At 60.6% G+C, this 7,682-nt stretch carries 8 protein-coding genes; 3 read left to right on the top strand and 5 right to left on the bottom strand.

Going from position 1 to position 7,682, the window contains the following annotated elements:
- Nucleotides 1-253 precede the first annotated feature (253 nt).
- Nucleotides 254-733 carry a hypothetical protein gene (locus Q0349_RS08875; protein ID WP_298080506.1) on the top strand — a complete coding sequence of 160 codons (480 nt, stop codon included), beginning with the start codon at nt 254-256 and terminating at the stop codon, nt 731-733.
- A gap of 150 nt (nt 734-883) precedes the next feature.
- On the opposite strand, the gene Q0349_RS08870 is transcribed toward Q0349_RS08875, so the two are convergent.
- The 5 genes from Q0349_RS08870 to oppB are packed head-to-tail and all read right to left on the bottom strand — an operon-like array spanning nt 884 to nt 5,393.
- On the bottom strand, nt 884-1,687 hold the full coding sequence (locus Q0349_RS08870; protein ID WP_298080505.1) for an ABC transporter permease subunit: 804 nt from the start codon (nt 1,685-1,687) through the stop codon (nt 884-886).
- Entirely contained in the window at nt 1,684-1,914 is a 231-nt protein-coding gene (locus Q0349_RS08865) for an exodeoxyribonuclease VII small subunit (RefSeq protein ID WP_298080503.1), read from the bottom strand. The genes Q0349_RS08870 and Q0349_RS08865 overlap by 4 nt, the downstream gene beginning before the upstream one ends.
- 16 nt (nt 1,915-1,930) lie before the next feature.
- Entirely contained in the window at nt 1,931-3,541 is a 1,611-nt protein-coding gene (locus Q0349_RS08860; RefSeq protein WP_298080501.1) for an ABC transporter ATP-binding protein, read from the bottom strand.
- A gap of 5 nt (nt 3,542-3,546) precedes the next feature.
- Complete coding sequence (locus Q0349_RS08855) at nt 3,547-4,434, bottom strand: ABC transporter permease subunit (RefSeq protein WP_298080500.1); 888 nt, start codon at nt 4,432-4,434, stop codon at nt 3,547-3,549.
- Complete coding sequence (gene oppB, locus Q0349_RS08850; protein ID WP_298080498.1) at nt 4,431-5,393, bottom strand: oligopeptide ABC transporter permease OppB; 963 nt, start codon at nt 5,391-5,393, stop codon at nt 4,431-4,433. The genes Q0349_RS08855 and oppB overlap by 4 nt, the downstream gene beginning before the upstream one ends.
- Before the next feature lie 146 nt (nt 5,394-5,539).
- On the opposite strand from oppB, the gene Q0349_RS08845 reads away from it, so the two are divergent.
- Together Q0349_RS08845 and dhaM are read left to right on the top strand one after the other, a co-directional pair.
- Nucleotides 5,540-7,132, top strand: coding sequence for a peptide ABC transporter substrate-binding protein (locus tag Q0349_RS08845; protein WP_298080497.1), 1,593 nt, complete (start codon nt 5,540-5,542; stop codon nt 7,130-7,132).
- Nucleotides 7,133-7,269: 137 nt separating this feature from the next.
- On the top strand, nt 7,270-7,682 hold a 413-nt coding region (gene dhaM, locus Q0349_RS08840; RefSeq protein ID WP_298080496.1), incomplete at its 3' end, for a dihydroxyacetone kinase phosphoryl donor subunit DhaM.

Here is a 7,682-nt window from a genome sequence, read left to right as displayed (position 1 = left end):
GGGTGCCCGGTCAGGCGACGCAACACAGTATGAGGCTTTCGGTGGATGGCTATAATTCCGCCTGCTACAACTACCGGAGTAATCCCCCATAAAAACCCGTTCTGCCCTTATCCTCCTTGCCCTCGCGGCGGCCGCCCGTGCGGAAATCCGCTGGCAATCGCCGCAGGAAGCCTATCAATCCGGCTATTTCAACGGTGCCTTCGACGAATACGGCGAGAAACTGTTCCGCGAGGCGCAAGCGGCGCCGAGACTGGTGGAATTGCTCGCCATTTTCGCCAGCGAAGCGGCAGCGCATCGCGCCCATTGGCAGGGTTGGGACGCGGCAGAGGCGCTTTACCGCGACGGCAAATACGCAGAGGCGCTGGCGGCGTTTCAGCGGCTGGCAGAAGCCGGGAACCGCCTTGCCGCGTTGCGCGTTGCCGAGCAGTACCGCCAGGGCAAGGGCGTGGCGCCAAGCAACGAACAGTACCGCTTCTGGTTTGAACAGGCCGTTCCCGGTCTGCCGTATGGCGACTATCCGTGCTATGACCTCGCCGCGCGTCGTGAAGATGCCGAGACCCGCTACGCGGCCGCGCAGATGTACATTTATGGCGCGGGCGTGCGTGAGGATTACTTCGCGGCCGCCCGCCTGTTGCAGCCGCTGGCAGAGGCGGGCGACACGCGGGCAATGAGCGAACTGGGCGGTTTGTATCTGGAAGGCCTGGGCGTGGACGAAGACCGGGCGGGCCGGTAAACGCTGGCTGGAAAAAGCGGTACAAGCGGGCGATGCGGAAGCGGCGGAATTATTGCAGATACTGGAACAGGCGGGAAAGCGACCCGACGGCTTGCGGCATGATGAGAAAAACCCCGGCGATGACCGGGGTTTTTGGCGGTATGGCGGGCGTTATTGTCGCCTCGTCACGTCAAACAGGCGGCGCAGCGGCTCCAGCAGGCCGTATTCGATGCCCATGATGATGCTGACGATGAGGACGACGTAGGCCATCACGTCCACGGTGTCGAGCATGGCGCGCGCACTCGCTATCGCGCTGCCGATGCCGTTGTCGCTGCCGAGCAGCTCCGCCATCACGGTGATTTTCAGCCCGGTGCCGACGGCGACGATGAGCGCGGGCAGGATTTGTCGCAGGATGTGCGGCAGGTAAAACGCCCTGAGGCGGCGGGCGAGCGGCACGCGGTAGCTGGAGAGCATTTCCGCGAGCGGCGTCGGCAGGGTGGCGACGCTCATTTGCGCGGCGGCGAAGACCAGCGGCAGGGTGGTGATGACCACGGTGAAGATGACGCTGGTGCTGCCCATGTTGTACCAAAAGATGGCGAGCACAATCCAGATGATGGGCGGCGTGCCGAGCAGGGTGGTGACGACAGGGCGGGCGAGCAGGGCGAGGGTGCGGCTGCTGCCGGCGATGAGGCCGGTGCCGATGCCGAGGGTGAGGGCGAGGCCGATGCCGATGGCGGCGCGCTGGAGCGTGAGCAGGACGTTTTGCCGTTCGGCGGCGTTGGCGAGGATGTCTGCGGCGCGGGCGAGGACGGTTTCCGGCGCGGGGATGAGCATCGCCCCCAGTCGCGCATGGCCGTATTGCCACAGCGCGATGGCGGCGAAGAGCGAGGCGAGCGCGGGGAAGATGCCCCAAAGGTAGTCGCTGATGCGCCAGGGAAGCGGGCGGCGCAGCAGTTTGCCGTCTTCGAGAATCATGGCAGGTCGTCGCCGGGGTCGGTGAAGGGGACGAGCGTTTCTTCGCCGTCGGCGTCGTGGCTGAGCATCTGGATGCGCTGTTCGGCGTGCTCCAGTTGTTGCTGGCAGGCGCGGACGAGACCGATGCCCTGTTCGTAGGCGGCCAGCGTCTGGTCAAGACTGAGGTCGCCGTTTTCCAGTTGTTTGATCAGCGCTTCGAGTTGTTGCAGTTGTTGTTCGTAGGTCATGGGATGCTCGCACCGGTTACAGGTCAAACGCCGCCTTGATCAGCCGCTGCGTGTATGCGGTCTGCGGGTCGTTAAAGATTTGCATGGCGCTGCCGCGTTCGACCACTTCGCCCTGTTTCATCACCAGCACTTCGTCGCTCATCGCGCGCACGACGGAGAGGTCGTGGCTGATGAAGATGTAGGAAAGGCCGTATTTTTTTTGCAGCTCGCGCAAGAGTTCGACCACTTTTACCTGAATCGAGCGGTCCAGCGCCGAGGTCGGTTCGTCCAGCAGCACGAATTTGGGTTCGAGGATGACCGCGCGGGCGATGGCGATGCGTTGTCGTTGCCCGCCGGAGAATTCGTGCGGGTAGCGGTTTATCATCGTAGGCGACAGCGACACTTCTTCGAGCATCGCCGCGACTTTGTCGGTGCGCTGTTGCCGCGTCAGTTGCGGCTGGTGCACCAAGAGGCCTTCGCCGATGATTTCGCCGATAGTCAGGCGTGGCGAGAGCGATCCGTAGGGATCCTGAAAGACGATTTGCATGTCGGCTTTGAGTTTTTGCCGCGTTTTTTCGTTGATTTTGGCAAGGTCCTGGCCTTCAAAGTGGATGTCGCCGCGGTACGGCAGCATTTGCATCAGCGCCTTGCCGAGGGTGGATTTGCCGGAGCCGGATTCGCCGACGACGCCGATGGTCTGCCCCTGATGCAGCGCGAGGTCGATGCCCTTGACGGCATGGAAGTTTTTGCGCGGCTTGCCGAAGAAGCTGCGCTCCACGACAAATTCGACGTGGATGTTTTTCGCCTCCAGCAGCACAGCGGCGCCTTCAGGCGGCGGCTCTTTCAGCCCTTTCGGCGTGGCGTTGATGAGCTCCACGGTGTAGTCGTGCTGCGGGTTGGCGAAGACTTCGCGGATGGCGCCGCTTTCGACGATTTGCCCCTGACGCATGACGCAGACGTTTTCGGCGTAGTGTTTGGCGAGCGCCAAATCGTGGGTGATGAAGATAATCGCCATGCCCATGTTGCGCTGGAGTTCGTGCAGCAAATCCAGGATTTCCGCCTGAATGGTGACGTCCAGCGCGGTGGTCGGCTCGTCGGCAATGAGCAGGTCAGGCTCGTTGATGAGCGCCATCGCGATCATGATGCGCTGGAGCTGGCCGCCGGAGAATTCGTGCGGGTATTGTTTCAGGCGGCGCTCGGTTTCGTTGATGCCGACGCGCTCCAACAGGGTTTTGCAGCGCACGCGGATTTGTTCGGCAGGCGTTTTCGGATGGTGCGCGGCGATGGCTTCGCCCAGCTGTTCGCCGATGCGCATGAAGGGGTTGAGCGAGGTCATCGGCTCCTGAAAGATCATGCCGATGCGGTTGCCGCGCAGTTGGCGCAGGGTTTCCGGTGGAGCGTCGAGCATGGAGACGCCTTCAAAGGTGATTTTGGAGTCCGCGCCGTATTCGGTCGTGTTGTCCGGGTGCAGGCGGACGATGCTCATCGCGGTCACTGATTTGCCGGAGCCGGATTCGCCGACCAGCGCCAGGGTTTCGCCCTTGTTCAGGCTGAAGCTGACGCCGCGCACGGCGTGGACGGTTTCGCGGTCGAGGCGGAATTTGACGTCGAGGTTTTCGATGGTGAGGAGGGGTGTGTTTGTGGTCATCGTGCTTACCGGTCTTTGGGGTCAAGGGCGTCGCGCAGGCCGTCGCCGACGAAGTTGAAGCAAAAGAGGATGGTGGCGAGGATAAAGGCCGGGAAGATGAGCATCCACGGCGCGGTTTCCATGCGGTCTGCCCCTTCGGAAATGAGCACACCGAGGCTGGTCATCGGCTCCTGTACGCCAAGGCCGAGGAAGCTCAGGAAACTTTCGGTGAGGATGACGGCGGGGATGGTCAGCGTCACATACACGATGACGGTGCCGAGGGTGTTCGGCACGATGTGGCGTTTGACGATGCTGCCGGTGGAGACGCCCAGCACTTCGGCGGCGGCGACAAATTCCTTGTGGCGCAGGCTCATCGCCTGGCCACGCACGATGCGCGCCATCGTCAGCCATTCAATCGCGCCAATGGCGGCAAACATCAGATAAATGTTCTTGCCGAAGAAGGTCATCAGCAAAATGACGAAGAACATGAACGGCATGGCATAAAGCACATCCACCACGCGCATCATGATGCTGTCGGTGCGACCGCCCATGTAGCCGGCAATCGCGCCATAGGCGACGCCGATTATCAGGCTGACCGTGGTCGCGCACAGGCCGACCAGAAGCGAGATTCGGATGCCGAACATGGTGCGCACGAAAAGGTCGCGCCCGTTGCTGTCGGTGCCAAACCAGTGGCCGTTTTCAATACTCGGCGGCGAGGGAAAATCAATGTCCCAAAAGACCTCGTCCAGGGCAAAGGGGCGCAGGTGCGGGGTAATCAGCGCCGCGCCCGCCATCAGCAGCAGGATGACGATGGAGACCATCGCCGCCTTGTTTTTAACCAGACGGCGCCAGGCTTGTTGCCACAGGCTTTGCCCCTTTTGGGCGGTGGCGGGGGTGGTGACGGAATTGCTCATGAACGTAATCTCACTTTCGGGTCAAGGAAGGCATAGGCGAGGTCAACCAGCAGGTTGAACAACAAAATCAGCGCGCCGTAGAAGACAACCACGCCAAGCACCAGCGTGTAATCGCGGTTGAGCGCGCCATTGACGAAAAAGCGGCCGATGCCGGGAATATCAAAAATCTTCTCGATGATGACCGAACCCGTCATCACCGCCGCGCAGGCCGGACCGAGATAACTCACCACCGGCATCAGCGCCGGTTTCAGACAGTGGCGGAGAATCACCTTCCATTCCGGCAAGCCCTTGGCGCGGGCGGTGCGCACATGGTTGGCGTGCAGCACCTCAATCATCGAGCCGCGCATCATCCGCGAAATATAGGCAATCTGCGGCAGGGCGAGACACGCCACCGGCAGAATCGCCTGCGACAGCCCGTACTCGCCCCAACCGGCGGTACGCGGCAGCCAGTCGGCGTTCCAGCCATGCTCCTGCAACCACAGGCGCAACGACACCGCAATGCCCAATTTCAACAGCGCCGCCATGACAAAACTGGGGATGGTAATACCCACCATCGCAACCGCCATCACCGAATAATCCACGCGCGTGTTTTGCCGTATTGCCGCACAAATGCCCAAAAGCGAACCAATCACCACGGCAATAAAAATGGCGGTAATGCCCAGCTCCGCCGAAACCAAAAAACCGTCAGCGATCATCTCGTTGACGGTGCGGTCCGCATACTGGAAAGACGGGCCCAAATCGCCCTGCGCCACATTGCCCATATAGCGGAAATACTGCTGATAAAGCGGTTCATCCAGATGATAAACGCGGTTCAGGTTCGCCTCAATTTCCGGCGGGATCTTGCGCTCCTGGTCGAACGGCCCGCCCGGTGCGGCGCGCACCATAAAAAACGCCAACGTAATGATGACAAACAACGTCGGAATCGCAACCAGCAGGCGGCGGAAAAGATACTGGAACATAGGCAACCCCTTTAACACATTAAAAATCATGATGATAAAAAAAAACTTGCGCCAAGGCGCATATGGATAATAACCCATGAATAGTTAATATGGTAGGCTGAAAAGCCCACCCACCCACAAAAATCCACAACACCGGAGAAAACGCCATGAAAAACCAAAAAAAACCGCTAATAATCCTGCTTACTGCCGCGATCAGCATCGCCGCGCAGGCAGCCAACGCCGAAAGCATCCTGCGTCGCGGCAACGGCAGCGAGCCGCACAGCATTGACCCGCAGACCGCAGAAGGCGTGCCGGAATCCAACATCCTGCGCGACCTCTTTGAAGGCCTCATCGGCGAAGACGCGAGCGGCAACCTCGTCCCCGGCGTCGCCGAAACATGGGAAATCTCCGCAGACGGCAAAACCTACACCTTCCACCTGCGCGACGCCAAATGGAGCGACGGCAGCCCGCTCACCGCGCACGACTTCGTCTATGGCTGGCAGCGTGCCGTTGACCCCGCGACCGGCAGCCACTACAGCTTCCTCCTCTACCCCATCAAAAACGCGAAAAAAATCGCCGAAGGCGAGCTGAAAGACGCGACACAATTGGGCGTAAAAGCCACCGACGACCACACCCTCGTCGCCGAACTCGAAGGGCCGACGCCGTACTTCCTCGGCCTCCTGACCCACGCCACCGCCTACCCCGCGCCCAAAGCCGCCGTCGAAAAACACGGCAAAAAATGGACGCGCCCGGAAAACATCGTCAGCAACGGCCCGTTCAAACTCGACAACTGGCAGCCGAACGCCCAACTCACCGTCGCCAAATCCGACCAATACTGGGACAAAGAGGCCGTCAAACTGGATAAAGTCATCTACTACCCGACCGAAAACCAAACCAGCGACATGAACCGCTACCGCGCCGGCGAAGTGGACATGACCTACGAAATCCCCAACGACCAAATCAAAATGCTGCGGGAAAACTTCAAAGACGAACTCAAAATCAGCTCCTACCTCGGCACCTACTACTACGGCTTCAACCTCACCCGTCCGCCGTTCAAGGACAACCCGAAACTGCGCGAAGCGCTGACCCTCGCCATTGACCGCGACGTCATCACCGACAAAGTCACCGGCGCGGGCGAAAAACCGGCATACAGCTTCGTCCCGCCCGGCATCAACGGCTACGACCACTACACCCCGGAATACGCCAGCCTGGACAAAGCCGCGCGCATCGAAAAAGCGAAAAAACTCTACGAAGAAGCGGGCTACGGCAAAGACAAGCCGCTGAAAGTGGATCTCCTCTACAACACCAGCGAGAACCACAAAAAAATCGCGGTGGCCGTCGCTGCCATGTGGAAACAAAACCTCGGCGTACAAACCAACCTGACCAACCAGGAATGGAAAGTCTTCCTCACCACCCGCACCGAGAAAAAACAAACCGAAGCCTTCCGCGCGGGCTGGATAGGTGACTACAACGACGCCTACAGCTTCCTCGAACTGTTCCAGTCCAAGAGCGGGCTGAACGACAGCGGCTACGCCAGCGAAAAATACGACGCGCTGCTCGCCCAGGCCGCACAAGAACAGGACATGGCCAAACGCGCTGCTATCCTGAAAGAGGCAGAAAAAATGCTGACCGACGACTACCCCGTCGCCCCAATCTACAGCTACGTCACCAAACGCCTGGTCAAGCCGTATGTCAAAGGCTACGCGGACGAAAACGTCATGGATCACCGCTCCTCCAAATATATGTGGATTGAAAAATAAGCGGGTGCGGGCGATATACATACAGAGGAGCGCTACCCTGCATATATATATAACCGTCCGCCGCTTCCAATGACACAACAAAAACCGCTCTCCGGGGCGGTTTTTGCCATCCCGGCCCACACCAGCGAAAACCCCCTATGATTCACCTCATCCTCGTCTCGCACCACCCCGACATCGCCCGCGGCATCGCCGCCCTCGCCGCACAAATGAGCGCCGCGCCCGACACCATCCACACCGCCGCCGGCATTGATGATGCGGACAATCCCGTCGGCACCGACGCGGTGCGCATCATGCAGGCCATCGAAGACGCCGCCAACCCGGACGGCATTCTCATCCTCGTTGACCTCGGCAGCGCCATTTTGAGCGCGCAAACCGCGCTGGACCTGCTCGACGACCCCGCGCTTGCCGCCCGCTGCCGCATCAGCCCCGCGCCGCTGGTGGAAGGCGCCATCAGCGCCGCCGTCGCCGCCAGCAGCGGTGCCGACCTCGCCACCGTCGCCCGCGAAGCAGAGCAGGCGCTCGCCGCCAAACAGGCGGCATTGGGCGAAAA

Source organism: uncultured Cardiobacterium sp. (assembly GCF_938028185.1).
Classification (GTDB): domain Bacteria; phylum Pseudomonadota; class Gammaproteobacteria; order Cardiobacteriales; family Cardiobacteriaceae; genus Cardiobacterium.
This window is presented reverse-complemented; position numbering and strand designations above follow the sequence as displayed.